Origin of the sequence: Kitasatospora sp. GAS204B (assembly GCF_029892155.1) — a bacterium.
GTDB lineage: Bacteria > Actinomycetota > Actinomycetes > Streptomycetales > Streptomycetaceae > Kitasatospora.
Genome location: NZ_JARZAG010000040.1, coordinates 1 through 26,070, shown reverse-complemented (window position 1 = coordinate 26,070; position 26,070 = coordinate 1). Strand labels below are relative to the sequence as shown.

General features: G+C 72.4%; 27 protein-coding genes and 2 pseudogenes. 10 read left to right on the top strand and 19 right to left on the bottom strand.

All coding sequences use genetic code 11. From position 1 onward, the window contains the following. Positions 1–2: 2 nt before the first annotated feature. Positions 3–326 carry a hypothetical protein gene (locus tag P3T41_RS33975; protein ID WP_280694486.1) on the bottom strand — a complete coding sequence of 108 codons (324 nt, stop codon included), beginning with the start codon at positions 324–326 and terminating at the stop codon, positions 3–5. A 53-nt stretch (positions 327–379) separates the two neighbouring features. Then, a complete protein-coding gene (locus tag P3T41_RS33970) occupies positions 380–784 on the bottom strand; it encodes an ATP-binding protein (protein ID WP_280694485.1) in 405 nt (134 codons plus the stop codon). A 268-nt stretch (positions 785–1,052) separates the two neighbouring features. Here P3T41_RS33970 and P3T41_RS33965 point away from each other — a divergent pair, with 268 nt between their 5' ends. Beyond that, positions 1,053–1,361: a helix-turn-helix transcriptional regulator gene (locus P3T41_RS33965; RefSeq protein WP_280694484.1), complete on the top strand. Its 309-nt coding sequence runs from the start codon at positions 1,053–1,055 to the stop codon at positions 1,359–1,361. A 176-nt stretch (positions 1,362–1,537) separates the two neighbouring features. Here P3T41_RS33965 and cutA read toward each other — a convergent pair whose 3' ends face one another. Then, a complete protein-coding gene (gene cutA / locus P3T41_RS33960; protein ID WP_280694483.1) occupies positions 1,538–1,870 on the bottom strand; it encodes a divalent-cation tolerance protein CutA in 333 nt (110 codons plus the stop codon). Between the two features lie 59 nt (positions 1,871–1,929). On the opposite strand from cutA, the pseudogene P3T41_RS33955 reads away from it, so the two are divergent. Further along, a pseudogene (locus P3T41_RS33955) lies at positions 1,930–2,175 on the top strand (creatininase family protein); the annotation flags it as partial. A 20-nt stretch (positions 2,176–2,195) separates the two neighbouring features. Here the strand turns inward: P3T41_RS33955 and P3T41_RS33950 are convergent. The 3 genes from P3T41_RS33950 to P3T41_RS33940 form a co-directional block, all read right to left on the bottom strand. Next, on the bottom strand, positions 2,196–2,576 hold the full coding sequence (locus tag P3T41_RS33950; RefSeq protein ID WP_280694513.1) for a hypothetical protein: 381 nt from the start codon (positions 2,574–2,576) through the stop codon (positions 2,196–2,198). A gap of 259 nt (positions 2,577–2,835) precedes the next feature. Next, the gene (locus tag P3T41_RS33945) at positions 2,836–4,020 is read right to left on the bottom strand and encodes an SGNH/GDSL hydrolase family protein (RefSeq protein ID WP_280694482.1); all 1,185 of its coding nucleotides are present in this window, start codon (positions 4,018–4,020) and stop codon (positions 2,836–2,838) included. Between the two features lie 78 nt (positions 4,021–4,098). Continuing rightward, positions 4,099–4,668 (bottom strand): TetR/AcrR family transcriptional regulator, encoded by a 570-nt coding sequence (locus P3T41_RS33940; RefSeq protein WP_280694481.1) that lies wholly within the window; start codon positions 4,666–4,668, stop codon positions 4,099–4,101. 191 nt (positions 4,669–4,859) lie between these two features. Here P3T41_RS33940 and P3T41_RS33935 point away from each other — a divergent pair, with 191 nt between their 5' ends. Both P3T41_RS33935 and P3T41_RS33930 read left to right on the top strand, forming a co-directional pair. Further along, on the top strand, positions 4,860–5,600 hold the full coding sequence (locus tag P3T41_RS33935) for an SDR family oxidoreductase (protein WP_280694480.1): 741 nt from the start codon (positions 4,860–4,862) through the stop codon (positions 5,598–5,600). Between the two features lie 61 nt (positions 5,601–5,661). Then, positions 5,662–6,624 carry an RNA polymerase subunit sigma-70 gene (locus P3T41_RS33930; protein ID WP_280694479.1) on the top strand — a complete coding sequence of 321 codons (963 nt, stop codon included), beginning with the start codon at positions 5,662–5,664 and terminating at the stop codon, positions 6,622–6,624. Positions 6,625–6,657: 33 nt separating this feature from the next. Here the strand turns inward: P3T41_RS33930 and P3T41_RS33925 are convergent, their stop codons facing one another. The 4 genes and pseudogenes from P3T41_RS33925 to P3T41_RS33910 form a co-directional block, all read right to left on the bottom strand. After that, the gene (locus tag P3T41_RS33925; RefSeq protein WP_280694477.1) at positions 6,658–7,083 is read right to left on the bottom strand and encodes a cytidine deaminase; all 426 of its coding nucleotides are present in this window, start codon (positions 7,081–7,083) and stop codon (positions 6,658–6,660) included. After that, positions 7,084–7,371, bottom strand: coding sequence for a hypothetical protein (locus tag P3T41_RS33920; RefSeq protein ID WP_280694476.1), 288 nt, complete (start codon positions 7,369–7,371; stop codon positions 7,084–7,086). Positions 7,372–7,480: 109 nt separating this feature from the next. Continuing rightward, the gene (locus P3T41_RS33915) at positions 7,481–8,011 is read right to left on the bottom strand and encodes an alkyl sulfatase dimerization domain-containing protein (RefSeq protein WP_280694475.1); all 531 of its coding nucleotides are present in this window, start codon (positions 8,009–8,011) and stop codon (positions 7,481–7,483) included. 68 nt (positions 8,012–8,079) lie between these two features. Beyond that, positions 8,080–8,781, bottom strand: a pseudogene (locus P3T41_RS33910) (MBL fold metallo-hydrolase); the annotation flags it as partial. A 143-nt stretch (positions 8,782–8,924) separates the two neighbouring features. On the opposite strand from P3T41_RS33910, the gene P3T41_RS33905 reads away from it, so the two are divergent. The 3 genes from P3T41_RS33905 (at position 8,925) to P3T41_RS33895 (ending at position 11,270) form a co-directional block, all read left to right on the top strand. After that, positions 8,925–10,175: a helix-turn-helix domain-containing protein gene (locus P3T41_RS33905; protein ID WP_280694474.1), complete on the top strand. Its 1,251-nt coding sequence runs from the start codon at positions 8,925–8,927 to the stop codon at positions 10,173–10,175. Positions 10,176–10,226: 51 nt separating this feature from the next. Next, positions 10,227–10,688 carry a pyridoxamine 5'-phosphate oxidase family protein gene (locus P3T41_RS33900; RefSeq protein ID WP_280694473.1) on the top strand — a complete coding sequence of 154 codons (462 nt, stop codon included), beginning with the start codon at positions 10,227–10,229 and terminating at the stop codon, positions 10,686–10,688. A gap of 135 nt (positions 10,689–10,823) precedes the next feature. Beyond that, positions 10,824–11,270, top strand: a complete 447-nt coding sequence (locus P3T41_RS33895) for a nitroreductase family deazaflavin-dependent oxidoreductase (protein ID WP_280694472.1) — start codon at positions 10,824–10,826, stop codon at positions 11,268–11,270. A 64-nt stretch (positions 11,271–11,334) separates the two neighbouring features. Here the strand turns inward: P3T41_RS33895 and P3T41_RS33890 are convergent, their stop codons facing one another. From P3T41_RS33890 to mmuM, 6 genes are all read right to left on the bottom strand, one after another. Beyond that, positions 11,335–11,901, bottom strand: a complete 567-nt coding sequence (locus tag P3T41_RS33890; RefSeq protein ID WP_280694509.1) for a YbhB/YbcL family Raf kinase inhibitor-like protein — start codon at positions 11,899–11,901, stop codon at positions 11,335–11,337. 129 nt (positions 11,902–12,030) lie between these two features. Then, the gene (locus tag P3T41_RS33885; RefSeq protein WP_280694471.1) at positions 12,031–13,626 is read right to left on the bottom strand and encodes a glycerol-3-phosphate dehydrogenase/oxidase; all 1,596 of its coding nucleotides are present in this window, start codon (positions 13,624–13,626) and stop codon (positions 12,031–12,033) included. A gap of 133 nt (positions 13,627–13,759) precedes the next feature. Then, positions 13,760–15,277, bottom strand: coding sequence for a glycerol kinase GlpK (glpK, locus tag P3T41_RS33880; RefSeq protein WP_280694470.1), 1,518 nt, complete (start codon positions 15,275–15,277; stop codon positions 13,760–13,762). A gap of 61 nt (positions 15,278–15,338) precedes the next feature. Next, a complete protein-coding gene (locus P3T41_RS33875) occupies positions 15,339–16,058 on the bottom strand; it encodes an MIP/aquaporin family protein (protein WP_280694469.1) in 720 nt (239 codons plus the stop codon). Between the two features lie 421 nt (positions 16,059–16,479). Beyond that, positions 16,480–17,244, bottom strand: a complete 765-nt coding sequence (locus tag P3T41_RS33870) for an IclR family transcriptional regulator (RefSeq protein ID WP_280694468.1) — start codon at positions 17,242–17,244, stop codon at positions 16,480–16,482. 188 nt (positions 17,245–17,432) lie between these two features. Continuing rightward, positions 17,433–18,407 carry a homocysteine S-methyltransferase gene (gene mmuM / locus P3T41_RS33865; RefSeq protein WP_280694467.1) on the bottom strand — a complete coding sequence of 325 codons (975 nt, stop codon included), beginning with the start codon at positions 18,405–18,407 and terminating at the stop codon, positions 17,433–17,435. Between the two features lie 68 nt (positions 18,408–18,475). Here mmuM and P3T41_RS33860 point away from each other — a divergent pair, with 68 nt between their 5' ends. Beyond that, on the top strand, positions 18,476–19,039 hold the full coding sequence (locus P3T41_RS33860) for an NUDIX domain-containing protein (RefSeq protein WP_280694465.1): 564 nt from the start codon (positions 18,476–18,478) through the stop codon (positions 19,037–19,039). Between the two features lie 25 nt (positions 19,040–19,064). On the opposite strand, the gene P3T41_RS33855 is transcribed toward P3T41_RS33860, so the two are convergent. Then, entirely contained in the window at positions 19,065–19,706 is a 642-nt protein-coding gene (locus tag P3T41_RS33855; RefSeq protein ID WP_280694464.1) for a TIGR03085 family metal-binding protein, read from the bottom strand. Positions 19,707–19,853: 147 nt separating this feature from the next. Between P3T41_RS33855 and P3T41_RS33850 the strand changes: the two genes are divergently transcribed. Together P3T41_RS33850 and P3T41_RS33845 are read left to right on the top strand one after the other, a co-directional pair. Beyond that, complete coding sequence (locus tag P3T41_RS33850) at positions 19,854–21,053, top strand: M20 family metallopeptidase (protein ID WP_280694463.1); 1,200 nt, start codon at positions 19,854–19,856, stop codon at positions 21,051–21,053. Between the two features lie 130 nt (positions 21,054–21,183). Then, positions 21,184–23,226 carry an acetoacetate--CoA ligase gene (locus P3T41_RS33845; protein ID WP_280694462.1) on the top strand — a complete coding sequence of 681 codons (2,043 nt, stop codon included), beginning with the start codon at positions 21,184–21,186 and terminating at the stop codon, positions 23,224–23,226. A 57-nt stretch (positions 23,227–23,283) separates the two neighbouring features. Here P3T41_RS33845 and ptsP read toward each other — a convergent pair whose 3' ends face one another. Both ptsP and P3T41_RS33835 read right to left on the bottom strand, forming a co-directional pair. Further along, complete coding sequence (gene ptsP, locus P3T41_RS33840) at positions 23,284–24,954, bottom strand: phosphoenolpyruvate--protein phosphotransferase (RefSeq protein ID WP_280694508.1); 1,671 nt, start codon at positions 24,952–24,954, stop codon at positions 23,284–23,286. Between the two features lie 86 nt (positions 24,955–25,040). Beyond that, positions 25,041–25,490, bottom strand: a complete 450-nt coding sequence (locus tag P3T41_RS33835; protein WP_280694461.1) for a PTS glucose transporter subunit IIA — start codon at positions 25,488–25,490, stop codon at positions 25,041–25,043. Between the last annotated feature and the right edge of the window lie 580 nt (positions 25,491–26,070).

Genomic DNA, 26,070 nt, shown 5'->3' with positions numbered 1-26,070 from the left:
GCTCAGCCCAGCTGAGCGGCCGTCCGCGCGTCCAGGTCCGCCGGGCGGATCCGCACCTGGTGCATGGAGCCCGCAAACCTGAACAGCAGCGCCCTACCCCCATCACGCTTGAAGCCCTCAACCGCCAGAAGTTCCGCGTCGGGACTCGTCAACATGCACTCCAGCCAGATGCGCTCGAATCTGCTCAGTGGCAGCACCTTCACGGACTCCCAGGCAGCGGCCAGCGCATCCGGCACCCGCGCGAACGTCGCGGGCTCCGTGATGCCGGTCAGCTCCACTGCCACCGGCTCGTAGGCCGCCGCGAACCGTGTCTCGCCGCTCACCACGCCACTTCTCCAGGGCGCTTCGGGTGATTCTGATGAACCCCGGCCGACGCGCGTCAACCGCCACCCCGTTCCGCCACCACGATCTCCCATACGATCTTGCCGAAGCCGTACGGCCGGGAGCCGAACCCCCACTCTTGCGCCAGCGCCACGACCACACGCAGTCCTCGCCCGTGCTCCTCCAGCGCGTCAACCTCCCGCACGACAGGGCGCACCCTGCTGGCGTCATGGACGTCCATCCGCAGCCGCGCGGCGTTCACGTCCAGCCGAACGAACACCCGCTCCCCGCGCCGCGACCCGTGCTTGACCGCGTTCGACACCAACTCCGTCACGATCAGCGCGCCCGCCTCGGTGAACCGCTCGCCGCCCTCGGTCCGCCGCAGCAGCCCGAGGAGCCGCGCCCGCGCCTGCGTTGCCGAACTGTCGCTGCGCAGCAGCCAGAACGCGCTGACCCCGTCCAACACGGCCGGTCTCCCTGCGAGATCGGTACCGGAGATAGCCACACCTGTTCCCGCCACATCGGCCACCAGGCATCAGGTCCGTCTATGCCTGCGCCAAGAACGTTCCTCTGTGGGAGTTGGAAGTTCTTCCCCGGCGAGGGGGTACCCATGGTGGGTACACTCGCGGTCAGCAGCTCGCCACAGAACGTCATTTCAGCTCGCGGGGTCACGGATGACTGCCCAGGTCTCACCGGCAACACTGCCGGCACACGTACTGGAGCGCGCGGACATGCGCGCAGCTCTGGCAGCGCACGACTTCGGTGCCGTCTTCTCGCTGGCTCGCAAGTGGGCTGGCATCAGCTACTCGAAGATCGCCGAGTCCTGTGACATCAAGCCCGAGCGGGTTGGGAAGCTCGCGCGGGGTGACGGCAGCATCACCACCTACGACAAGATCACGCAGATCGCCGACGCCCTCCGCGTGCCCGGGCATTTGATCGGGCTCGCCCCTCGTCCATGGGAACCGGCCCTACCACCCCATCCAGCGCCAGCGATTCCCCTCGGATACTCTCTGGGTCTCACCCGCACCGCCCCTGCCTGACCGCTGGAGAAGTCGAGCAGGCCGCTGTGGTGACCAGCCGAGCACTGGAGCTTTCCATCGGCGTGGCGTCCATCCGCCCCCGCCAACGGATCAACTCCGTCATCCGGCGGCTCGAAGCGCACGCCGAGAATCCGGCAGTGGCCGAAGCCTTGGAAATGGCCCGAGGATGATCTGACTCAGCCGTTCTCCTTGTCGCTCGTGGCCTCGCGAAGCCAGCTCAGGCACGCCTGCGAGCCGGCCACGATCGGAACCGCCACGATCTCCGGGTTGTCCCAGGGGTGCTTCTCCAGCAGATGGGCCTCGAGCAGTGGGTACCTCTCGGCGCTCGTCTTGAGGAGCAACTGCCACTCCTCCCCTGTGCCGAACTCACCCAAGTGCCAGAATGCGGAACCCACCGGCCCGATGATCTGAGCACTGCCCGCGAACCGAGCCCGCACCGCAGATCGGGCCAGCGCCTCGGCCTCCTCACGAGTCGCCGTCGCGGTGGACACCTGGAGGTAGTCAGCCATGTCCTCGATGGTAGCCCTACCGATCTTCGCCCCGTCAACCCTCCACGCCCGCACTCCACTTGCGTCACCGGGCGTGCGAGTACGCGGCCTTGGAGAGCAGCGGTCAGGAGGACATGCACGGAGGCGAGTTGGCGGTATCCATCCTGCTGCACGGCGCGCCGGAGCTGGTCCGCGGCGGAGTCGCTCACGATGACCGCGTGGCAACCGACCGGCCGCACCTGCTGACTCTGGGCATGGCCGGCTACACCCGGAACGGCATCGTCGGACGGCCGTCACTGGGCACGGCAGCCAAGGGCAAGGCGATCCTTGACAGCCTCTCTCCCACTCAGACCTTCGGGGCGGTGTGCGCAAACGGCTGGCCTGCTGCCGGCTGCCCGGCTGGCTGCGGCGGCCTGGGAGCGGACAGTGCTCCGGCGAGCAGGAGCCCGAACCCGACCAGCTGGAACGGGAGGACGATCACGGTCAGCACGTTCGACACCATGAGGGGCCCGAGGCCGCGGATCAGGCTGCCGGACCACAGCGCCGGGCCGAACGTGGACAGGATCGGCTCCGGCAGCATGACCAGGCACCCCGCGAAGGCCAGGCGGGCGTTGCGCCCCCTGCGGCGGATGGCCAGGGCAGCCACGACGGCTCCCACCAGGGGCGCAAGGGTCTTGATGGCGAAGAGGAGCAGGCCGGTGAGGCCAGCGGCGAGCTGGTCGGTCAAGAGACTCCGTCCGGGGAATGTGTGCACGGGAAGCGCGTGCAGCGTGAAGATACCTGGGCCGGCGCAGGCGCGTACAGCTGACTACCGACAGGTGGCAGCCCGGGGCCGGCGGCCTGCAGGGATCTGCTGGGTGCTGGAGACGATCATCTCGGTGGTGGCGATCGCGCTGATCCTCCCGCTGAGCCTGATCATCTGACGATCCGAAGGCGGACGGCCGCTCAGCTGAGCGGCCGTCCGCGTGTCCGGTACGCCCGGGCGATCAGGCGCCGCCCTCCGCGAAGGGCCCGCCCCCACCGAAGGCCAGCTCGGCGAAGCGCTCGCCCATCCTGCGATGCGTGGCGGCGTCCGGGTGGAGCTCGTCGGGCAGCGGCAGCTCGGCGAAGTCGGCCTGACCGTAGAGCTCGCGCCCGTCGAGGTGGTGCAGCTGCGGGTCCTCGGCCGACCGCTGTGCCACGATCCGGGCCAGCTCGTCCCGGATGACGCCCAGGCTCAGCTTCCCGCTCGCGCGCTCCGCCGGGTCGCCGGCGGCCCGGAAGCGCAGCTGGCCGGCGCTGAGTGCGGCAGGGTCAGGGAGGCTGGGGCCGGGCGTGTCCTCGTGGATCGGGCAGAGGATCGGCGAGACGACCAGCAGCGGTGTGTCGGGATGGCCTTCGCGGACGGTGTCGAGGAAGCCGTGCACGGCGGGGGTGAAGGCGCGCAGGCGCATCAGGTCGGCGTTGACCAGGTTGATGCCGATCTTGACGCTGATCAGGTCCGCGGGAGTGTCCCGCAGGGCGCGCGCGGTGAACGGGTCGAGCAGGGCGCTGCCGCCGAGGCCCAGGTTGATCAGCTCCACGCCGCCGAGGCCGGCGGCGAGCGCGGGCCAGGTGGTGCTGGGGCTCGCGGCGTCGGAGCCGTGGCTGATCGAACTGCCGTGGTGCAGCCAGACCTTGCTGCCCCGGTCGGGTGCGGGCTCGATGGGGGCGTCGGTGCGCAGGGCGAGGAGTTCGGTGCGCTCGTTGTGCGGCAGCCAGATCTCGACGTGCTTCTCGCCCCCGGGCAGGCCGGTGAAGCGGACGGTGCTGGGCGGGCCGGCCTGGTGCTCGGCGCTCCCGGTGGCCATGTCGATGGTCAGGGTGTTGCCGCCGGCCACCGTGGCCTGGCCGGTCAGGCGCCCGTCGACGAGCAGGTCGTACACGCCGTCCGGGCGGGGCGGGACGCCCAGGTAGACCCGCTTGGTCGGCAGCGTGTCCAACTCGACGGCGGTGGCCCGGGTGCGGAAGGCCAGCCGCACGCCGGAGGGTTGAGCCTCCGCCATGGCGAGCTGTCCGTCGGCGCACTGCGCGCGGGCCCTGGCGGGCAGCCGGTGCGGCAGCAGCCCGTGCGCGGTCTGCTCGAGTTCGAGAGCGCCGCGCACGATGGCCGCGGTGACGGGAGTGGTGATCCAGTGGTGCTGAGTGGGCATCGTGGCAGCCTGCCGATCGGGGTGTGCGGATTGCGGCTCTGAGGACCTGCGGCTCTGAGGACCTGCGGCTCCGAGGACTTACGGCGCGGGCCAGTTCCGCAGCAGGGCGTCGAGGGCGTCGAGGGAGCGCGTCCAGGTCTCCTGGGTGTCGGGGGCGCTGTGACTGAACCCGCCCCCCAGCTCCAGGCTGACGTAGCCGTGGAAGACGCTGCCCAGCAACCGGACCGCGTGCGTCTGGTCCGGCTCGGTCAGGTCGTAGCCGCGCAGGATCGCCCGGGTCATCTGGGCGTGCCGGACGCCGGCGCTGGCGGCCGCGGTCTGCGGATCGAGTCTGAGCTGAGCCGCGGCGTAGCGGCCCGGATGCTCGCGGGCGTAGTCGCGGTAGACGTTCGCGAGGGCGGTCAGCGCGTCCTTGCCGGCCCGGCCGGCCAGCGCGTCGGCGGCCCGGTCGGCCATTTCCTCCAGCGCGAGCAGGGCGATCCTGGTCTTGAGGTCCTGGGAGTTCTTGAGGTGCGAGTACAGGCTCGCGACCTTGACGTCGAACCGCCTGGCCAGCGCCGAGACGGTCACCTGGTCGAATCCGACCTCGTCGGCCAGCTCCGCTCCCGCCTGGGTCAGGCGTTCCGTGGTCAGTCCTGCGCGTGCCATAGCCTCTCCCTCCTTCGACAGGACCGATTATGCATTTGCCTAAAACCTTTAGGCAAATCAGTAAGCCCCTCGTGATTCAGCCATGTGACTCAGATCACATGGAATCCTGCGGCGTCGGCGACGGATTCTCCGCCGCCGGCTGGTCTTGATGTCGACCGAACCTCCCGCCCACCAGCCCCACGGAGCCCCCGATGTCAGACCCCATCCAGACCGCAGTCGTCACCGGAGCCAGTCGCGGCTTCGGACGCGCGATCGCCGCCGCGCTCGTCGCGCGCGGCACCCACGTCGTCGGCATCGCTCGCGACGAGCGGGAACTGCGCACCGTGCGCGACGAACTCGGCGACCGCTTCACACCCGTCGCCGCCGACGCCACCGACGAAGCACTCGCCCAGCAGGTGATCCGCGAGCAGCGCCCCTGCCTGCTCGTCCTCAACGCCGGCGCCACGCCGCACGTGGCGCCCGTGCAGGAGCAGACCTGGGAGACCTTCAGCCGCAACTGGGAGGTCGACACCCGGCACGTGTTCACCTGGACCGGGGCGGCGCTGCGGGAGCCGCTGGCACCGGGCAGCCTGGTCCTGTCGATGTCCAGCGGGGCCGCTCTGGGTGGCTCCCCGCTCAGCGGCGGGTATGCCAGCGCCAAGGCTGCCGTCCGCTACCTGCGCCAGTACGGCGCGGAGGAGTCCGAGCGGGCCGGGTTGGGGATCCGGTTCGTCACGGTGCTGCCGAACATGACCCCGGTCGGCGGGGTGGGCGAGGCCGGGATCAAGGGCTACGCCGCGCGGGCGGGTGTCGATCGGGAGACGTTCATCGAGGGACGGCAGCCGATCCTCCACCTGGAGCAGGTCGGGAAGGCCGTCGTCGAACTCGCCGGGAACCGGGACAGCGGCGCGGAGTACCGGCTCGGCGGCGAGGGTCTGAGCCTGATCGGTTGAGCCGCCACCCGGCCCCACCGCCGCCTACAGTGGCCCCGCCGCACTCCGAGGAGGATCCGCGATGCCGTCGAACGCCGATTTCACCGCCCTGGCCGAGCCGTTCCGGCCGGAACTGCTCGCGCACTGCTACCGGATCCTCGGCTCGATCCACGACGCCGAGGACCTGGTGCAGGAGACCTACCTGCGGGCGTGGCGTGGGTTCGACGGCTTCGAGGGGCGCTCCTCGCTGCGGCGGTGGCTGTACCGGATCGCCACCATGGCCTGCCTGACGGCACTGGAGACGCGCAAGCGCAGGCCCCTGCCGTCGGGGTTGGGCGCGCCATCGGATGACCACCGGGTCGCGGTGGCTCCCCGCGAGCCGACGGTGGCGTGGCTCCAGCCGGCGCCGGACGCCGGGTTCGGCGCCGGCGACCCGGCGTCGGTCGTGGTTGCGCGGACGGGCGTGCGCCTCGCGTTCATCGCCGCGCTCCAGTACTTGTCCGCCCGCCAGCGCGCCGTGCTGACCCTGCGCGACGTGCTGGGGTTCCGGACGGCCGAGGTCGCCGAGATGCTGGACACGACCACTGCGGCCGTGGACAGCGCGCTCCGCCGCGCCCGCGCCCGCCTGGCCGACGCCGGACCGGTCGCGGACGAGCTGGCCGAGCCCGACGAGGGGATCCTGCGCGGCCTCCTCGAGGACTACGTCGACGCCTTCACCCGCGCCGACCCCGCCGCGCTGGTCGACCTGCTGCGGGCCGACGTGGAGCTGGAGATGCCGCCGACCCCGACCTGGTTCACCGGCCGCCGGGCCGTCCTCGGCTTCCTGTCCGCCCGCGTCCTGCGGCCGGACCTGTGGCGGATGACACCCACCCGCGCCAACGGCCAGCCTGCCTTCGTCGTCGACCGCCACGCGGGCGACGGCCGGTACGAGCCCTACGGCATCCACGTCCTGACCCTCAACGGCGCCCGGATCAGCCGCATCACGGCCTTCAACGACCCGAGCCTGGTGCCGACTTTCGGCCGCGCACCCGCGATCACGAACTGAACGGCCTGCTGGTGCGGCGAGTTGCCCGACCCTTCAGTACGGCCACTCCTCCTCCGGGAACACCCGCCCGAACCAGTGCGGTTGCACGTCCCGCAACCGCAACGACCGCCAGCGTCGTGGATCCGCGCCCGCCGGTACCCCGACCGCCACGTCGCGGCCGTAGGCGAAGAGCCGCTCCTGGCAGACCCCGCAGGGCGCCAGGATCCAGTAGCCGCGCGCCTGGTCGGCGAGCGTCACGCAGACCGAGGCCACCACCCGGCGCCCCAGCTTGAACGCCTCGCAGATGGCCCCGGTCTCGTGGCAGAGGCGTACCGCGTTGTTCGGGACCTCCGGTGCGGTGCTGGTGAGGATCGCACCGTCGTCGAGCCGCAGTGCCGCGGCTCCCGACCAGTCCTGCCCGGGAAACCGGGCACGTGCCAACTCGATCGCGGCATCCACCAGTTCTTGGTCAACGGCCATTCAGCGGATGTTACCGGCAGCCCGCCGGACCTGTCGGCGGTGGTAGACGGGCCCGCCGAAGGCGACCACGAGCGCGATGGCCGCCGCGATCGGCAGATCGGGGTGGGCCAGGTACCGGCCGAGCAGCGCGCCGGCCGCCAACGCCACGGCCATCAGCGCCAGTTTGGCCAGGACCAGCCGGCCGATCGGCACCCGGTGGGCCGGCGTCGCACCCGCGCGCCGCTCCCGCCGACGCCGCAGCGTGTGCGCCACCGGCGGGACGACCAGGACCAGCGCCGTGACCCGCACCAGGTGCTGCCACCACGGATCTCCGCTGCCCAGCGCCCAGATGCCGCCGAAGAGCAGCCCGCTCGCGGCATACCCGATCCGGAAGGCGACCCCCGAGCCGGGCCGCCGCCTACTGATTCCCCGTCCCCAGCAGCCCGGCCGCCGGGCCCTGTGCCGGGCCGTCCCCGCCCGACAGTCGGCGGGACTCGGCGGCGGCCCAGCTGAAGATGCCCCGAGCCATCAGCGAGGATTCGGCCTCGGCGCGGGCCTGGTTGATCTCCGCGCGCACCGCGTGCGGCGCGGTGTCCTGCGGTGCCGCCTGGACCGCCAACTCGGCCAGGTGGCCGGCCAGTCGCAACTCGCCGGCGTCCGCGTAACGCCGGGCGGCGTCCGTCAGCGACCGCGCCCCGCCCGCCAACTCGGCCAGCGCACAGGCGAGCTGGGCGTCGGGCGCGGGCTTGAGGTGAGCCGGGTTGCCGTCGTACCAGCCGGCGTAGCCCCGCCACGGTTGCGCACGATGAACTCCGGCTCGTCGTACTTGGCCTGGAGGTAGACCCGGTCGGCCAGGTGCGCGGGCGGGCGCACCGACTGGACCAGGTCGTCCAGCCGGGCACCGGAGTTGAGGCCGTCCAGGGTCTGCTCGATCAGGCTCTCCAGCCATTCGGCGGTCTCGGTGAGCGCCTGGCGGATCCGGTCGGCGCCGAAGACCGGGGCACCGTGCGAGGGCAGCATGATCTCCGCGCCCAGGCCCGCCATCCGGCGCAGCGCCACGGCCCACTCGCGCGGGTAGCGCTGGACCTTCTGCGGATTGCCGCAGTTGGGGGTGACCCAGATGAACATGTCGCCCGGGCACAGGATGCGCTGCTCGGGGATCCAGGCCACCGTCGCGTCGTCGGTCTCGCCCCGCACGTGGAACAGCTCGAAGGTCAACTCGCCCCGGGTGACGGTGATCGCGTCCCGGTAGGTCACCTCGGGCCTGCGGTACTCGGTCGGCCAGGTCAGGCTCGGCGCCTGGAACTGCCGCTGGTTGATCACCGCGTTGTAGCCGTTGGTCAGCAGGTACCGGTCGAACCGCTCGCCGATCCGCTCCTGGGCGATCACGGTCGGCCGGGGCGCGTCCTCGGCGTCGAAGCCGCCCATGCCGAAGACGTGGTCGATGTGCCCGTGCGAGAAGATCGCGGTGCTCACCGGGTCGCGGCTCCACGCGCGCACGGCCTGGTGCAGCGGTTCGGCGGCCAGCGGGTTGCCGGTGTCGAAGAGGACGATCTCACCACCGGTGCGGAAGGTGATCACGTTGCCGAAACCGGGGTACCAGCCGACGCCGTCGGTCACGTCGAGCACACCCGTGCCGGCCTGACCGGTGTGCGCGATGCTGTCGTCGACCGCGCCCTGCCAGACCTGGTCGGCGTATTCGGTGAGGGAGAAGCTCATGTCACTTCCTGTCGGAGAGTCCAGGCACCGCCGGCCTGGTGACAGCGCGAGACGAAGATCCGCTCGCTTTTCCCCACCCTCACTCGGCCGGGCGACCCGGACAACCGACCGGACGGACACCCTGAGCGGCCTATCGTTGTGACATGTCACAACGCGACGAGTCACCCCTGCTCGACGACCACGTACGCGAGCAGGCGATCCGGCTCGCCGCCCGTCTCGAACCGCAGGTCAACCAGCTGGCCAGGGAGATCGTCGAGCGCCAGTGGGCCGAGATCCCCGGCTTCGACCGGCTCCCGGGGGACATGCGGGACCTGGAGATCGCCGCGACCACCCGGCACGCCATCCGCGGCTTCCTCCGCTACATCCACCCACCGGTGCCGGACTCCAACTCCGGCACCCACGTCGATGCCGAACTCTTCCGGGAACGAGCGGCCCAGCGCGCCGAGGAGGGGCTCTCGCTGGCCAAGCTGCTCAGGTCCTACCACATCGGCGTCGAGCGGCTGATGGACGCGTTCGCCGCCGCCGCCCGCCCCGGCGAGGAGGCGGCCCTGTGCTGGCTGGCCCGGCGTCAGCTCTCGGCGCTCAACGCCACCGTCGAGATCGTCACCGAGGCCTACCTCGCCGCGCTGGCCGACCAGCAGGTGGCCGCCCGCGAGTTGGCCCGGGCGTTGATCCACGGCGAGGACCCCGAGCAGGTGGCCGCCCGCTACGGCCTCGTCCTCGAACCGGGCTACCTGGTGCTCAGCGTGCGCGCCCCGGGGCCCGAGGGAGTCCAAGGGCCGGTAGCGGTACGGAGGTTGCTCCGCCAGGTGGTGGCGCGGCTCGCCCCGCTGGCCGAGGGCCGCGCGCACAGCCTGCCGGACGAGCACGGCGGCCACCTGCTGCTGCCCGGCGAGACCCCGCACGCCGACCTCGCCCGGTGCCTGGCCACCGGCCTGCCGCAGGCCCCGATCGTCGGTGCCGCCCGGGCCGCGACGCCGGCGGACGTCCCGGCCGCCGCCGACCAGGCGCGCCGGGTCGCGGCCATCGCCCCCGCCCCCGGGCTGTACCGGCTCCAGGACCTGCTGCTCGACTACCACCTGGCCCAACCAGCGGACAGTGCGGCCGAGTTGACCGCCCTGCTCGAACCGCTGGAACAGCACGCCGGCCTGCTCTCGACACTCGCCACCTTCCTCGCCCGCGACCTCGACCGGCGCCGCACCGGCCAGGAGCTCCAGGTGCACCCCAACACCGTCGACAACCGCCTCGCCCGGATCACCCAGCTGACCGGCGTCGACCCGCACACCACCCACGGCGTACAGCTCTTCGGCGCCGCCCTCACCCTGCGCCGGCTCGCCGACGGCCCGGGCGGGTCAGATCGCCCGGCTCGGTCGGACCGCCCGGACGGCCCATAGCCCGGCCGCGCGAACCGGCCTGTTGTCAGTCCTCTCCGGCACACTTCCCGCATGGCTACCTGGCAGCAGTTCGCAACCGAAGCACCCGACCTGGCCGCCGTCATCCGGGCCCGCTTCGAGTCGGCCAAGACCCATGTGCTGGCCACCCTCCGCCAGGACGGCTCGCCCCGGGTATCGGGCTCGGAGGTCGAGTTCACCGGCGCCGACCTCACCTTCGGCTCGATGCTCGGGGCGGTCAAGGCCCGCGATCTCCAGCGCGACGGCCGCTGCGCGATCCACGCCCACCCGGGCGATCCCGAGCAGGAGGGCGACGCCAAGGTCTCCGGCGTGGCCGTCGAGGTGACCGACGCCGTCGAGAAGGCGGCCGCCGCCACCGGAGCGGAGCCGGCGGGCGGCTTCCACGCGTTCCGGCTCGACCTGCGCGAGGCCGTGCACACCGCGGTCGAGAACGATCAGCTCGTTATCCGGCTCTGGCGCCCCGGGTGCCCGGTGCAGGTGTTCCGACGCTCCTGAGCGCGCCGCGACCTCGTGGCCTCCCTCCGGGCCGCGGGTTCTGGTAATGATGGAGGCGGCAGATCCAACCGATGGCCTATGGCGGTTGACCTCGGGTCAGCCGCTGCGAGTCCTCAGCTACGGGACGGGAACAGCATGCCTCTTACCGGTGACTACCAGCCGAGTCCGGAGCAGTGGGTGCGCGACCAGGTGGCCGCGTACGAATCCTCCGGCGGCACCGAGGGGACGATGATGCGGGGCAAGCCCGTCATCATCCTCAGCAGCCTCGGAGCCAAGAGCGGCAAGATCCGCAAGAACCCGCTGATGCGGGTCGAACACGACGGCCGGTACGCCGTGGTGGCATCCCAGGGCGGTGCGCCCAAGCATCCGACCTGGTACTTCAACCTGGTCGCGCATCCGCGGGTCGAACTGCAGGACGGGCCGCAGCGCCAGGACATGACCGCCCGGGAGGCGACCGGCCAGGAGCGGGACCAGTGGTGGGCGCGCGCGGTCGAGGCCTGGCCGGACTACGCCGAATACCAGAAGAAGACCGACCGGGTGATCCCCGTCTTCGTGCTGGAGCCGGTGGCCGGCGGCAACTGACCCTGGTTTCCCGGCAGTTCCTGCAGCCGGGTGGGGACGCACGGCCCCCACCCGGCATCCGCCACTACTCGTTCTCGTAGGTCGCCGTGATCGTCGCCCGGCCGACCGCCTTGAAGCCGAGCGTGGCGCCGATCGCCGCCGCCGAGGCGTCCTCGTCCAACCCCAGCTTCGCGCTGCCCACCGCCGTCACCGAGAAGACGTAGCGGTGCGGGCCGTGCCCGGCCGGCGGCGCGGCACCGCCGAAGTCGTTCGTCCCGTAGTCGTTGCGCGCCTGTACCGCGCCGGCCGGCAGACCCACGAAGTCGCCGTTGCCCGCGCCGGTCGGCAGACCCACGAAGTCGCCGTTGCCCGCGCCGGTCGGCAGCGAGGTCACGGAGGCGGGGATGTCGAACACCACCCAGTGCCACCAGCCGCTGCCGCTCGGGGCGTCGGGGTCGAAGCAGGTGACCGCGAAACTCTCGGTCTCGGGCGGGAAGCCCGACCAGCTCAGCTGCGGGGAGATGTTGCCGCCGGCCAGCACGTGGGCCTCGGGCAACTCGCCGCCGTCGGTGAGGTCGGTGCTGGTCACGGTGAAGCTCGGGACGGGGCGCTGGAAGTCGTGCGGAAGCGGTGGCCTGGTCACGTCGGGGATGCCTCCTGAGGGTCGGGACAGGGTGCTCCGAGCTTAGAGGTCCGGCACAGACGACGGGCGGCCGACCCGGTGGGGTCGACCGCCCGTCAGCTGATCAGGCGTCAGCTCGGTCCGTCAGCTGACGTGACCTCAGCCCTGGTCCCGCTTGGCCAGGAACTCGGCCACCTGCTCCTGGATCTCCGGCGTGTCCAGCCCGCGCACCGTCATCGTGGTGCGGCGGCGCAGCACGTCGTCCGGCGTGTAGGCCCACTCGTTGTCGGCCGCGAAGGCGACCTGCGCCCACACGTCCGGGCCGTCCGGGTGGATCGGCTCGCCCAGCGCCGGGTCCTCGGCGATCATGCGGGCGATGTCGAAGGAGAGCGTGCCGTAGTGGCTGGCCAGGTGCTTGGCGACCAGCGGCTCCATCCGGGAGCCGGGCTCACGGTCGACCAGCAGGCGGTGCGCGACCGCGTTCGGCGCGCCGACGCCCGGCAGCGGGACGGTCGCGGCGATCGGCGAGATGTCCTCGGCGATGCCGGTGCCGCGCACGTGGGCGAGCTTCTCCAGCACGGTGCGGCCGATGTGCCGGTAGGTGGTCCACTTGCCGCCGGCCACCGACAGCATGCCGCCGCGGCCCTCGGTCACCACGGTCTCGCGCTTGGCGGAGGCGGTGTCGCCGGGGCCGCCGGGCAGCACCCGCAGGCCCGCGAAGGCGTAGGTGATCAGGTCGCGGTCGAGGTGCTCGTCCTTGATCGCGTGGCCGGCCTCGTCCATGATCTGGTTGATGTCGGCCTCGGTGGCCCGCACGTCGCGCGGGTCGCCGGTGTACTCCTCGTCCGTGGTGCCGAGCAGGACGTGGTCCTCCCACGGGATGGCGAAGGAGACGCGGTACTTGTCGATCGGGATGGTCAGCGCGGCGCGCCACGGGGCGCGGCGCTTGACCACCACGTGGGCGCCCTTGGACAGCCGGATCGACGGGGCGGCGCCCGCGTCCTCCATCGCGCGCAGGTGGTCGACCCAGGGGCCGGTGGCGTTCAGCACCAGGCGGGCGTTGACGCCGAACTCGGTGCCGTCCAGCCGGTCCTTCAGGTCCGCGCCGGTGACCCGGGTGCCGGTGAAGCGCAGGCCGGTCACCTCGGCGTGGTTGAGCACCACGGCGCCCGCGTCGACGGCGGCGCGCACCGTCATCACGGCGACCCGCGAGTCGTTCATCTGGTGGTCGCCGTAGACCGCGACCGAGCGCAGGCCCTCGGTCTTCAGCGCGGGCACCTGCTGGGCGGCGTGCGCGGCGGTGGAGACCCGGCCCATGCCGTCACGGAAGGCGGAGAGCGCGGAGTAGAGGAAGACGCCGGCGCCGAGCTTGGGGGCGCTGTGCGGGCCGCCCTTGTAGACCGGGACGAAGAAGGTCAGCGGGTTGACCAGGTGCGGGGCCACGTCGGTGGCCAGCGCCCGGCGCTCCTTGTGGTTCTCCGCGACCAGCTTGACCGCGCCGGTCTGCAGGTAGCGCAGACCGCCGTGGACCAGCTTGGAGGAGGCGCTCGACGTGGCGCCCGCGAAGTCGCCGGCGTCCACCATGGCGACCTTGAGGCCCGCCTGGGAGGCGGTCCAGGCGACGGCCGTGCCGAGGATGCCGCCCCCGATCACCAGCAGGTCGTAGGTGGCCTTGCCCAGCAGCTCACGGGTCTCGGCGCGGGAAGCGGTGCGGCCGGGGGTGCGCTCGGCGCCCAGGGTCGGGATGGTTGCCATGGTGTGTGTTCCGGGGCCGCGGTGCGGGCGGCGCCGGAGTCTCCTCTCACAGTGCGGTTCGGCCTCAACAGGGTTGGGGCCGGGGAAAACTCGCGAGCCGGCCGGGGCTGCGCTGCCCCGGCCGGCGGCTTGCTCAGCTCTCCTGGTCGTCCTCTTCCACCCAGCCCATGGTGCGCTCCACGGCCTTGAGCCACTTCTTGTACTCGCGCTCGCGCGTGGCCTCGTCCATCCGCGGCGTCCACTCGGCGGCGCGGTGCCAGTTGGCCCGCAGGGTGTCCAGGTCGTTCCAGAAGCCGACGGCCAGGCCGGCCGCGTAGGCCGCGCCGAGCGCGGTGGTCTCGGCCACGAACGGGCGCTCGACCGGGGCGTCCAGCACGTCGGCGATGTTCTGCATCAGCAGGTTGTTGGAGGTCATGCCGCCGTCCACCTTGAGGGCGGTCAGCGTGACGCCGGAGTCCTTCTCCATCGCGTCGACGACCTCGCGGGTCTGCCAGGCGGTGGCCTCCAGCACGGCGCGGGCCAGGTGGCCCTTGGTCACGTACCGGGTCAGACCGGCGATCACGCCGCGCGCGTCGGAGCGCCAGTAGGGGGCGAAGAGACCGGAGAAGGCCGGCACGAAGTAGGCGCCGCCGTTGTCCTCGACGGTGTTGGCCAGGGTCTCGATCTCGGCCGCGGTCGAGATGATGCCGAGTTGATCCCGCAGCCACTGCACCAGCGAGCCGGTGACCGCGATCGAGCCCTCCAGCGCGTAGACCGGGGCCTGGTCGCCGATCCGGTAGCCGACCGTGGTCAGCAGGCCGTTGTAGGAGTGGACCACCTTCTCGCCGGTGTTCAGCAGCAGGAAGGTGCCGGTGCCGTACGTGCTCTTGGCCTCGCCGACGTTGAAGCAGGTCTGGCCGAACAGCGCGGCCTGCTGGTCGCCGAGCGCGGAGGCGACGGGCACGCCCGCCAGGTCGCCGACGGCCTCACCGTAGACCTCGGCGGAGGAGTGGATCTCCGGCAGCACGGTGAGCGGGACGCCCATCGACTCGGCGATCTTCTCGTCCCAGGCCAGGGTCTGCAGGTTCATCAGCATGGTGCGGCTGGCGTTGGTGACATCGGTGATGTGCTTGCCGCCGTTGACGCCACCGGTGAGGTTCCAGATCACCCAGGTGTCCATGGTGCCGAACAGGATGTCGCCGGCCTCGGCACGCTCGCGCAGGCCCTCCACGTTGTCCAGCAGCCAGCGGATCTTCGGGCCGGCGAAGTAGCTGGCCAGCGGCAGGCCGGTCTCGCGGCGGAACCGGTCCTGGCCGACGTTGCGGCCCAGCTCCCGGCAGAGCGCCTCGGTGCGGGTGTCCTGCCAGACCAGCGCGTTGTGCACCGGCTCGCCGGTGTTCTTGTCCCACAGGACGGTGGTCTCGCGCTGGTTGGTGATGCCGATCGCGCGGATGTCGTCCTTGGTCAGGTTCGCCTTCTCCAGCGCGCCGCGGACCACGGACTGCACCCGGGTCCAGATCTCGGCGGCGTCGTGCTCGACGTAGCCGGGCTGCGGGAAGATCTGGCGGTGCTCCTGCTGGTCGACGGCGACGATCCGGCCGTCGGCGCCGAAGATGATGCAGCGGCTGGAGGTGGTGCCCTGGTCGATCGCGGCGATGTAATTGGCGGTCATATGACTCAAGTCCTCGGCTCTGAGGGGTGGGTGGGGGCGTGACGCTGTCAGCACGGTGCCGTTAGAACAGGCCCTTGTACAGCAGGCCGGAGAGCAGGCCGCCGATGACCGGGCCGGCGACCGGTATCCAGGCGTAGCTCCAGTCCGAGCCGCCCTTGTTCGGGATCGGCAGCAGCGAGTGCACGATGCGCGGGCCGAGGTCGCGGACCGGGTTGATGGCGTAGCCGGTCGGGCCGCCGAGCGAGAGGCCGATGCCGACCACGGTGAACGCGGTGATCAGCACGCCGATGCCGGACAGGCCGATGCCCTTGGTCAGGCCCTGGGTCAGGATCGCCATGCAGAGCACCATGGTCGCGATGATCTCGGTGAGCAGGTTCTGGATCGGGTTCCGGATCTCGGGACCGGTCGAGAAGATGCCCAGCGTGGGCTCCTCGTTGGCCTGGAACTGGCCGAGGTAGCTCAGCCAGACCAGGACGGCGCCGATCATCGCGCCGAGCAGCTGGGAGCCGAGGTAGAGCGGCACCTGGCTCCAGTCGCCGCTCTTGACGGCGAGGGCCAGCGTGACGGCCGGGTTCAGGTGGGCACCGGACTTCGGGGCGACCATGTACGCGGCGACCATGACCGCGAAGCCCCAGCCGAAGGTGATGGCCACCCAACCGGCGTTCAGGGCCTTGGACTTCTTCAGCGTGACGGCGGCGCAGACGCCACCGCCGAGGAGTATCAGCGCGGCCGTGCCGAGCGTTTCGCCGACGAAGACATCGCCGTTCGAGAAGGCGGACACAAAGACTCCTTTGTCCAAATGGCCGGTGCCTAGTGGGCCGAGCCCGTGGCAGGCAGGGTGGGGGAGAGTGCCACGGCGGGGGAGACCGTGGCGGGTTCGGGCTTCCCGTCGTTGGGAGGCGGCCCTGCGGTGGGGTGACGACCGGTGTGCGGCTGATCGGGCTGAGCTCGGATCTTCCGGCGGCCACCGTTCGACATTGTCGACCGCTATGCGGGAGTTTTCCCCTTGGCGGCGGTTACGTCAAGGCCGGGTGACCTCCCTGTGACCCTCCACTCGCCCGACCGGGCCCGCGGCCTCGCGAAGCTAGCAGTCGAATGGCTGAAAATGCGGACAAAACACCGAGGGTGGACAGGAATCCTGTCCACCCTCCGTAATCGTCCGACGGTCGTTCCGGTCCGGCGCCGGCTCGCGTCCGGCCCGCTCAGAACCGCCCGGCGCCCAGGTCGCGGGAGATCGCCCGGGCCGCGTCGCGCACCGAGGCGACCAGCTGCGGCCGCACGAAGCCGTCCTCGCAGACCCGCTCCACGGCCCCGCTCACGCAGACCGCGCCGACCGGGTTGCGCCGGCGGTCCTGGATCAGCGCGCCGATCGAGGCCACCCCCTCCCAGGTCTCCTCGATCGCGTCCGCCCAACCGCGCTCGCGGATCAGCGCGCACTCGGCGTCGATGTCCTCCAGCGAGGTGAGCGTCCGCGGGGTGTAGGCCTCCAGCGGTGCGTCACCCAGCTCGCCGCGGGCCACCGGGTCGTAGGCCAGCAGCACCTTGCCGAGCGCGGTGCTGTGCAGCGGGTGCATCGAGCCCACCTCCAGCACCTGGCGGGTGTCGTCGGGGCGGAAGACGTGATGCACGATCAGCACGCCGTGCTGGTGCAGCACCCCGAGGTAGACCGTCTCGCCGCCGGCCCTGGCCAGGTCGTCGGCCCAGACCAGGGCGCGGGCCCGCAGCTCGTGCACGTCCAGGTAGCTCTGGCCGAGCCGCAGCAGCTCGGCGCCCAGTTGGTACTTGCCGCTCTCCGGGTCCTGCTCGACGAAGCCCTCCTGCTGCAGGGTGCGCAGAATGCCGTGTGCGGTGCCCTTGGCGAGGTCGAGCGAGGTGGCCACCTCGGACAGGCCCAGCCGGCGCTCGCCGCCGGCCAGCAGGCGCATGATCGCGGCGGCCCGGGAGAGCGACTGGATCGGGCCGGGCATGGGGGACCTCCACTGGCAATTCTGGCAAACGGTTCGGGAGACAGTCTGGCGGGTGTTCGACAATGTCGCACAGTTCGTGGTCATGTCGACTGCGGGGGTATCGTCCTGAGTCTGCCAGGCGCGGCCGCTGATTCGCACGTCGCCTACCGGTTCTCGGCCGTTCTCTTCGCCGTCACCTGCCGGGGCCATCAGCGACGACGGCCGCGCCCGCCTGCTCGCCAACCGCCCAGCCGCTCCCGCAACTCGGCGATCCCCGCCGGGCCGACCCGGCAGCAACCGCCCACCAGCCGTGCCCCGTCCGCCACCCAGCCGGTGGCGAAGTCCGCCGGCCCGGTGGCCGCGCCCAACCAGCACCGGGTGGCGGGATCCCAGCGCTCACCGCTGTTCGGGTAGGCCACCACCGGCTTGCCGGTCACCCGCGCGGCGATCCGCACCGCCGGGCCCACCTCCTGCGGCGCGCAGCAGTTGACCCCGACCGCGACCACCTCCGGCGCGTCGAGTGCCACCGCGAAGGCTTCGGCCAGCGGCTGCCCGGCCCGGGTCCGGCCGTCGGCCACGGTATAGCTGAGCCAGGCCGGCACCCCGAGACCACGCACCGCGCGCACCAGCGCCCGGGCCTCGACCACGTCCGGCACCGTCTCCAGGGCCAGCACATCCGGCTCGGCCGCCACCAGCGCCTCGATCCGCCGCCGGTGGAAGCGCTCCAGCTCGGCCACGCTCAGCCCGTACCGCCCCCGGTACTCCGAGCCGTCCGCCAGCACCGCGCCGTACGGCCCCACCGAGGCCGCCACCCAGCGCCGCCGCCCACCGGCCGCGGCATCCTCAGCTCCGACACCGTCGGCCGCCACCCGGGCCAGCGTCACGCTCGACGCCAGCAGCCGCCGCGCCGCGTCCGGCCCGATCCCGCGCCGGGCGAACCCCTCGAAGCTCGCCTGGTAGCTGGCCGTGATCACCACCTCGGCGCCGGCCGCGTAGTACGCCCGATGCGCCGCCACCAGCGCCTCGGGCGCGTCCGCCAGCAGCCGCGCCGACCAGAGCGCCCCGTCCGCCAGGTCCTCGCCGGCAGCGGCCAACTGGTTCGACAACCCGCCGTCCAGCACCAGCACATCCGCCGCCAGCGCCTGCCCGAACTCCGACCGCCCGAACTCCGACCGCACCGCCATCACCTCTCCTGACACCTCTCATCCGCACCGTAGCCCCGCCGTCAGCCGTGCGGACTACCATCCACCCCATGACCATTCACCAGGCTGCTGCTCAGGGCCGTCCCGCCACCTTCGGCCCCTGGGCGCACTGCCACTGGTGCGGCGCCGCCTACCCGGCCGGCACCACCGACTGGCCGCGCACCTGCGTCGGTTGCGGCGAGATCAGCTACCGCAACCCGCTGCCCGTGACGGTCAGCCTGCTCCCGGTCAACCGCCCCGACGGCGGGCAGAGCCTGGCGGTGATCCGCCGCACCATCGAGCCGGGCTACGGCCTGCTGGCCCTGCCCGGCGGCTACGTCGACTTCGGCGAGAGCTGGCAGCAGGCCGCGGTGCGCGAACTGCGCGAGGAGACCGGCATCCACGCCGACGCCGCCGACGTCACCCTGGTCGCCACCGACTCGGACAGCGCGGGCGGCTTCCTCTGCCTCTTCGCGCTCCTCCCGGCCCAGGACCTGACCGCCCTGCCGCCCTCCGTGCCCACCGACGAGACCGAGGGCTGGCAGCTGATCGACGCCCCGATCCAGCTCGCCTTCCCCTTCCACACCAGGGTGGCCGCCGCCTGGTTCGCGGGGGAGTACCGGCCCCGGAGCTGACCCGCCACCGGCGCCACCCCCTCGCCTATTCCGCCGGCAGCGCCACCGCGTCCCGCAGCTGTGCCAGCTCCGCGGCCGGCCCCGTCACGCTCAGCCGCGCCTGCGCCCCGCGCCCGAACGCGAAGAGCAGCAGCTCGGCCGGCTCCCCGGTGACCCGCACCGAGCCGGGCCGCCGCTGACCCACCGTCAGATTGCGCCCGTCCGGCAGGCAGAGCAGCAACCGCACCGGCGTGCGCCGCCCCACCTCGAACCGGGCCGGCATCGGCAACCGGCGCCAGAGCAGCTCCGCCAACGCCGGATCCACCGCCCGCGGCTCCCACGGCACCGCCCGCCGGACGTCCTCGGCGTGTACGAAGTACTCCACCGCGTTGGCCAGCTCGTCCACCCCGGGCAGCGCGAACGGCGACAGCTGCGGCGGCCCGGCCCGGAACCGCGCGACCAACTCGGCGTACGGGCGCGCCGCGTACCCGGCCTGCACCCGCGCCGTCCAGCCCGCGAAGAGCGGCAGCTGGATCCCCGGCCCCGCGTCCGGACGGCCCTCGCGGACCAGCAGGTGCGCGGCCAGGTCCCGGGTCAGCCAGCCGGCGCAGAGCGTCGGCGCGTCCGGTCCCGCCGCCGCCAGCAGCTCCGCCAACCGCTGCCGCTCCCCACGCGCGTAGTTCGACATACCGTCAGGGTAGCGGCGGCGGCCGGTGGCAGATCCGTGCGCGCGGCAGCCCGTCACGGCGAGATCCGTGCGTCCGCCGCCGCCCTGCCGGCCGCCGAGGCAGCATGACCAGATCACGATCGCACCCGTCCCGCGAGGAGTACCGCCATGACCTCGACCCTGCGTGAATCCGCCGCCCTGCTGCAGCCCGAGCTGGTCGCCCTGCGCCGCGCGCTGCACCAGGACCCGGAGATCGGTCTCGAGCTGCCGCTGACCCAGGCCAAGGTGCTCGCCGCGCTGGCCGGCCTGCCGCTGGAGATCACCCTCGGCAAGCGCCTCAGCTCGGTCACCGCCGTGCTGCGCGGCGGCCGGCCTGGCCCGACCGTGCTGCTCCGCGCCGACCTGGACGCGCTGCCGGTCCAGGAGGCCACCGGGCTGCCCTTCGCCTCCACCATCCCCGGCGCCATGCACGCCTGCGGCCACGACCTGCACACCGCCGCCCTGGTCGGCGCCGCCAGACTGCTGGCCGAGCGGCAGGCCGAACTGCCCGGCGCGGTGATCCTGATGTTCCAGCCCGGTGAGGAGGGGGCCGGCGGCGCCCGGGTGATGATCGACGAGGGCGTGCTGACCGCCGCCGGCGAGCCGCCGGTGGCTGCGTACGCGCTGCACGTGGGGGCCGCCCAGCTGCCGTTCGGCCTGGTCGCCACCCGCCCCGGCCCGGTGCTGGCCGGCTCCGACACGCTCACCGTCACCGTGCACGGCCACGGCGGCCACGGCTCCAGCCCGCACCTGGCGCTCGACCCGGTCCCGGTCGCCTGCGAGGCCGTCCTGGCCCTGCAGACCCTGGCGACCCGACGGTTCGACGTCCAGGACCCGGTGGTGCTGACCGTCGGCAGCTTCCACGCCGGCACGGCCGCCAACGTGATCCCGGACCAGGCGGTCTTCTCCGCGACCATCCGCTCGTTCTCCCCGCAGGCCCGCGAGCGGGTGCTCGCCGAGGCGCCCCGCCTGGCCCGCGGCGTGGCGCAGGCGCACGGGCTGACCGCCGAAGCCGTCGTCGAGGAGGGCTACCCGGTCACCGTCAACCACCCGGCCGAGACCGAGTTCGCCGCCCGCACCGCCCGCGAACTGCTCGGCGCCGAACGGTTCTTCGAGCTTCCGCACCCGATCGCCGGCTCGGAGGACTTCGCCGTGGTCGCCGAGCACGTCCCCGCCGCCTACCTGATGGTCGGCGCCTGCCCACCCGGCACCGACCCGACCACGGCCGCCTACAACCACGCCCCGCAGGCCGTCTTCGACGACGCCGTACTCGGCGACACCGCCGCCCTGCTGGCCGCCCTCGCACTGGAGCGCCTCGGCCAGGCCTGAGGCCGACCGCCAGGTCGCCCCTGGCGCACCGGACGATCACGTGGCAGGGTCTGCACCGTCCGTACGCACGGGGAGGGGAACCGCCACCAGCGCCACCCCGCCCCCATCCTCCGGCCGGGAGACCACCACCGTGAGCACCCCACCCAAGGACCAGGCCCCCGCCGGAGCGGCGAGCGAGCCGCTCTGGCGCCCCACCCCCGAGGTGGCCGCAGCCACCCGCCTGGTCGCCTTCCAGGCCTGGGCCGCCGAGCACCACGGCGCCCCCGCCGCCCCGCTCGCCCCCGTCCCGGACGACGCCACCGCCGCCGCCCGCTACGCCGACCTGCACGCCTGGTCCACCGATGACCTCAGCCGGTTCTGGACCGCGGTCACCGAGTACTTCGACGTCCGCTTCGGCACGCCGCCGCAGGCCGTGCTCGCCGACCCGGCGATGCCCGGCGCCCGCTGGTTCCCCGGCGCCACCCTCAACTACGCCGAGCACGCGCTGCGCTTCGGCGCCGACCCGGCCCACGCCGAGCTCCCCGCGATCCTGCACCTGGACGAGACCACCGCCGAGCCGACCGCCCTCAGCTGGGCCGAACTGCGCCGCCAGGTCGGCTCGCTGGCCGCCGCGCTGCGCGCCCAGGGCGTCGGACCCGGCGACCGGGTCGGCGCCTACCTGCCCAACATCCCGCAGGCCATCGTCGCGCTGCTCGCCACCGCCTCGATCGGCGCGATCTGGACCTCCTGCGCCCCGGACTTCGGCGCCCGCAGCGTGCTCGACCGCCTCCAGCAGATCGAGCCGGTCGTCCTGTTCGCCGTCGACGGCTACCACTACGGCGGCAAGAACCACGACCGCACCGAGGTGGTCGCCGAGCTGCGCCGCGAACTGCCCACCCTGCGCGCGGTGGTGCACGTCCCGCTGCTCGGCACCCCGGCTCCCGAGGGCGCCTTGAACTGGGCCGAGCTCACCGCCGCCGACACCGCGCCGGTCTTCGAACAGCTCCCCTTCGACCACCCGCTCTGGGTGCTCTACTCCTCCGGCACCACCGGCCTGCCCAAGGCCATCGTGCAGAGCCAGGGCGGCATCCTGGTCGAGCACCTCAAGCAGGCCGCCCTGCACCTCGACCTCGGCCCGGACGACCGCTTCCTCTGGTACACCTCCACCGGCTGGATGATGTGGAACTTCCTGGTGGCCGGCCTGCTGGTCGGCGCCACCGTGGTCACCTACGACGGCAGCCCGGGCCACCCCACCACCGGCGCCCTGTGGGAGGTGGCCGCCCGCACCCGCGCCACCGTGCTCGGCACCTCCGCCGCCTACGTGATCGCCAGCCGCAAGGCCGACCTGCACCCGGGCCGCGACCTCGACCTGTCCGCCGTCCGCTGCATCGGCACCACCGGCTCCCCGCTGCCCCCCGACGGCTTCCGCTGGATCTACGACGAGGTCAAGCCGGACGTCTGGCTCGCCTCGGTCAGCGGCGGCACCGACGTCTGCAGCTGCTTCGTCGGCGGCGTCCCCACCCTCCCGGTCCACCTCGGCGAGATCCAGGCCCCCTGCCTGGGCGCCGCCGTCGAGTCCTGGGACGTCAACGGAAAGCCGCACACCGACGAGGTCGGCGAACTGGTGGTCACCAAGCCGATCCCGTCCATGCCCACCGGCTTCTGGAACGACCCCGAAGGCACCCGCTACCGGGACAGCTACTTCGAGATGTTCCCCGGCACCTGGCGCCACGGCGACTGGATCACCATCACCTCGCACGGCACCGTGGTCATCCACGGCCGCTCCGACTCCACCCTCAACCGCCAAGGCGTGCGGATGGGTTCCTCCGACATCTACGAGGTGGTCGAACGGCTGCCCGAGATCGCCGAGTCCCTGGTGATCGGCCTGGAGGAGGACGGCGGCGGTTACTGGATGCCGCTCTTCGTCGTCCTCGCCCCCGGCGCCGAGCTGAACGACGAGCTCCGCGGCCGGATCCGCACCGTGCTGCGCGAGCAGCTCTCCCCGCGCCACGTCCCCGACGAGGTGATCGCCGTCGACGGCCTGCCGCACACCCTCACCGGCAAGCGGATCGAGGTCCCGGTCAAGCGCCTGCTCGCCGGCACCCCGCTCGACCAGGCGGTCAACCCCGGTTCCGTCGACAACCTCGACCACCTGCGCTTCTTCGAGCGCCTCGGCCGCGAACGCCGCGGCTGACCACGACGAAGGGGCCCCCGCCACGGCGGGGGCCCCTTCGCTACGCCTGCCTCCGGCTCACTCGCCGGACAGCACCTGCTGCGCGGCGGTCCGCGCCTCCTCCGCGCTGTCCGCCGACCGAGCGGCCGCCGCGGCCCGCTGACACTGCGCCAGCGTGAAGGTCGCCAGCGAGGCCCGGACGTACGGGATCGAGGCCGAACCCATCGACAGGCTGGTCACGCCGAGACCGGTCAGCACGCAGGCCAGCACCGGGTCGGCGGCTGCCTCGCCACAGACCCCGCAGCTCTTCCCGGCCGCCTGCGCCGCCGAGGCGGCCGCCGCCACCAGATCCAGCAGCGCCGGCTGCCACGGGTCCTGCAGCCGAGCCAGCGCACCGACCTGACGGTCCGCCGCGAAGGTGTACTGCGCCAGGTCGTTGGTCCCCAACGAGAGGAACTCGACCTCCTCCAGGATCGAGCGCGCCCGCAGCGCGGCCGACGGGATCTCCACCATCGCGCCGAACTTCGCCTCCAGCCCCGCCTCCCGGCAGGCCAGCGCGAACGCCTTGGCATCCGCCCGGTCCGCCACCATCGGCGCCATCACCTCAAGGTGCACCGGCAGGCCCGCGGCCGCCGTCGCCAGCGCTCGCAGCTGGGTCCGCAGCACCTCCGGGTGTTCCAGCAGCGTGCGCAGACCGCGCACCCCGAGCGCCGGGTTCGGCTCGTCGGCCGGGGTCAGGAACTCCAGCGGCTTGTCAGCGCCCGCGTCCAGCACCCGGACCACCACCCGACCCTCCGGGAAGGCCTCCAGCACCTTGCGGTAGGCCTCGACCTGGGTCTCCTCGCTCGGCGCCCGCTTGGAGTCGTCGAGGAAGAGGAACTCGGTACGGAACAGCCCGACGCCTTCGGCACCGGCCTCCAGCGCCGCCGCCACGTCACCGGGACCGCCGACGTTCGCGAGCAGCGGCACCAGATGCCCGTCCGAGGTCCGCCCCGGACCCGAGGACGCCGCCAGCGCCGCCTTGCGCTCGGCGGCCAGCGCCCGCAGCTCGGCCTGCTCCGCCTCGCTCGGGCTGATCAGCACCTCGCCGCTGCTGCCGTCCACCGCCACCACGACGCCCTCGGCGATCCCGGTCGCCCCCGGCAACGCGACCACGGCCGGCACACCCAGGGCCCGCGCCAGGATCGCCGAGTGGCTGGTCGGCCCGCCCTCCTCGGTGACGAAGCCGAGCACCAGGGTCGGGTCGAGGAGCGCGGTGTCGGCCGGCGCCAGGTCCCGGGCGAGCAGCACATACGGCTCGTCGCTGTCCGGCACGCCCGGCATCGGCACGCCCAGCAGACGGGCCACGATCCGGTTGCGCACATCGTCCAGGTCCGCCACCCGGCCTGCCAGGTACTCACCGGCCGCCGCCAGCAGCGCCCGGTAGGCGGCGAACGCGTCGTAGACACCGCGCTCGGCGCTGCTGCCCACCGCGATCCGGCGCTCGACATCCGCCATCAGCTCGGGATCCTGCGCCATCAGCGCCTGCGCCTCGAGCACCGCCTGGGCCTCACCGCCCGCCAGGTTGCCGCGCGCGATCAGATCGGCGGCCACCGCGTCCACGGCCGCCTTGGCCCGCGCCTGCTCGCGCGGCGCGTCCTCGGTCGGGATCCGGGTGGTCGGGGGCTCCAGCACCGCGGTCCCCATGTGCCGCACCTGACCGATGGCGACCCCGTGGCTGACACCCACGCCGCGCAGCGTCTTCTCCATCTGCTTCATTTCCTCTCGCCCGCATCGCAGCCCCGCCCCACCAGACCACGAGGGACGGGGCACTGTCCGGCGTTCCGTAGGGTCCGTCAGTTCCAGGTGAAGAGCTCGCCGCCGGTGGCGACCTCGCCGGATTCGGCCACCGCGCCGAGCTGCTCCAGCGAGGCCTCCAGCGCCACGATCGGCGAGATCGGCGACTTGCCGGCAGCCTCCACCGCGGCCGGATTCCACGAGATCACCGGCTGCCCGCGCTTCACCTGGTCGCCCTTGCTGACCAGCAGCTCGAAGCCCTCCCCGTTCAACTGCACGGTGTCGATCCCCAGATGGGTCAGCACACCGTGGCCGTCCGCGTCCATCACCACGAACGCGTGCGGGTGCATGGAGACGACCAGCCCGTCCACCGGCGCAACCGCCGTAGTGGGTTCACGCACCGGGTCGATGGCGGTACCAGGACCCACCATCGCGCCCGAGAAGACGGGGTCGGGGACATTGGCGAGTCCAATGGCGCGGCCGGTCAGCGGCGACGTCACTGTGGTCATGGTGGAGCCTCCCAGGTGCGGAGTACGTACAGCGTGCTGCCGCGGCCAGCGGCGGGATGTGTCGGCTGAAGCCTAAATCATGTCAACTTCGGACAGACCGTCATATAAGGCATCACCCACCCAGGCAGTCCCGCGCGACCCGCCGCACTCACTCCGGCCACGGCCGCCGCCCGGATCCCGGGCCGGACAGGCCCTCAGGTGACACAAGTGGTCTAGTCCTCTTGGTCGACGCGCCGCACTCTACGGCATCCGAGTGAGTCCGACGATCGCTCCGGCGCGCCAGGTCGCGCGGTGCTGGCACTCGGTTGGCCCAAGGTGCACCATGCCCGATTAGGCGCACCGGCCCAGAGGGTCTATGGTTGGCCGAGTCGCCGCGAGGCGGTTGTAAATCCAGCGCCAACGCTGAGTGAATGTCCGGTGAAATCCGAACGAAACTCGCGTGATACGCTGAGGACACGAAAGAACGCAGTAACACTGAAACGAATGCCCGGAGAGCTTGCGAGAGCGGCTTGAAGGAAGTGTCCGTTCCTTGAGAACTCAACAGCGTGCCAAAAGTCAACGCCAGATATGTTGACATCCC